Below are 1,870 nucleotides of genomic sequence, written 5' to 3' on the forward strand. Positions count from 1 at the left end.
GATTTCGTACCAGCGATCGACGGGCAGCTGGCTGGTGACGATAATCGAGCGGGCTTCGTATCGATCCTCGACGATTTCGAGCAAATCACGGCGCTGGTCGGCGTCGAGAGGTTCTGGTCCCCAGTCGTCCAGGATCAGCAGATCAAGTCGTGCGATCGCCCGCAGTATCTTGGTATAGCGGCCATCGGCGCGGCCGAGTGCGAGAGCGGCGAAGAGACGCGGCACACGATGGTAGGCAACTGAGAAGTCGTCTCGGCAGGCCTTGTTGCCGAGGGCGCAAGCGAGCCAGCTCTTGCCGACGCCGCATGGCCCGGTAACGAGGAGATTATGTCGTGCCCGGATCCAGTCGCCAGCGGCGAGTTTTAGAAAGAGCGCGCGGTCGAGGCCGCGGATGGCGCGGTAATCGACATCCTCGACGCAGGCGGCATGACGCAGCTTGGCGGCGCGAGCTCTGCTTTCGAACCGCTTTTGCTGGCGCAGCGTTTTCTCGTGTTCCAGGAGCAATGCCAGCCATTCGGCGTGTTCGAGGCTGCGCGCTTCGGACTGGGCATCGAGGTCCTTGAAGCCTTTGGCCATACCGTGGAGACCGAGGCTATGCAGCAGGTCGAGGGTGGGATGGGTCAGCATGCTGGATAATCCTTTCAATGGAAGTAACCGGGGCCGCGCAGATTGGGATGTTCGATGATCGCGTCCTCGGTATCGCGAGAACTGCGGTCGAGCTTGTTGGCGATGATGGAGGCGATGCTCTTGTAGGTCAGTGCGCTGACCGCGACCGCGCGGGCCGCGATCAGCTCGGCGCGTTCGGGATCGAGATCCTTGAACAGCCGAAGCACGCCGAGACAGGTCCGGAATCCCTGTTCGGGATGAGGCCGATTGGCCAGGATGGCGAGGACGAGCCCCTCGGTGTTGGGCCCGATCGACCGCCCCCAGCGCCGGAATCGATCGGGAGTCCACTCGGCGTAACGCCGATGCGCACTGGGCATGTGATCGGGATCAGTGCCGTGCCGGCGGCCGCCATAACGGCGCTGGTGAGCAGCAACCCGCAAACCCCGATGGAACAACTCGATGGTCCGGGTGGTGGCGCGAACGTCGACCTGCTCCCGGATCAGGCCGTGTGGCACTGAGTAGAAGAAGCCGTCGACCTCGACGTGATAATCGAGCGAGACGCGGGCCAGGAGCCATTCCGCGAACTGATAGTCGGCATCCGGCAACGGCGCCAGGACAGGCATCTCGACGGTCTCGAACAATTGTCGGCGGCTGACGCCGATCCGGCGCATGACGTGGGCGTTGATGCGCTCCAGCGCGGCGGCGATTGCCGCGTTCGCCTCAGCCAGCGAGAAGAAGGTCTGCCGGCGAAGCCGTCCGAGGATATAGGTCTGGGCAAAACGCACTCCGGCTTCCACTTTTGCCTTATCCCGGGGCTTTCTTGGCCGTGCCGGAAGGATGCCAACGCCGTAATGGGACGCCATCATCCCGTAGCTGCGATTGATTTCAGGGTCGTAGAACGACGCCCGGCGCACGCCGGACTTCAGATTGTCAGGGACGACGAGGCGGGGCACCCCGCCAAAGAACCGGAACATCCGGACATGGGCCTCGATCCAGTCCGGAAGTGTCTGCGTCCAGGTCGCCTCGGCGTAGGTGTAATTCGAGGCGCCAAGCACGGCGACGAAGATCTCCGCGTCGCGCACAACCCCGGTTGCGCGATCAACGATCATGATCTTCTTGCCGGAGTAATCGACAAAGACCTTGTCGCCGGCCGGATGGTCCTGCCGCATCGTCGGAGACAGCCGCCGCTCGAATTCCCGGAATAAATCGCAGAACCGGCTGTAGCCATAACCTTCCGGATGGACCGCCCGGTACTCCTCCCACA

At 63.0% G+C, this 1,870-nt stretch carries 2 protein-coding genes; both read right to left on the reverse strand.

Going from position 1 to position 1,870, the window contains the following annotated elements:
• On the reverse strand, positions 1 to 627 hold a 627-nt coding region (gene istB / locus IVA82_RS34645), incomplete at its 3' end, for an IS21-like element helper ATPase IstB (protein WP_247493735.1).
• Positions 628 to 641: 14 nt separating this feature from the next.
• On the reverse strand, positions 642 to 1,870 hold a 1,229-nt coding region (istA, locus tag IVA82_RS34650), incomplete at its 5' end, for an IS21 family transposase (RefSeq protein WP_247493736.1).

Source organism: Bradyrhizobium sp. 142, assembly GCF_023074015.1.
Classification (GTDB): Bacteria; Pseudomonadota; Alphaproteobacteria; order Rhizobiales; family Xanthobacteraceae; genus Bradyrhizobium.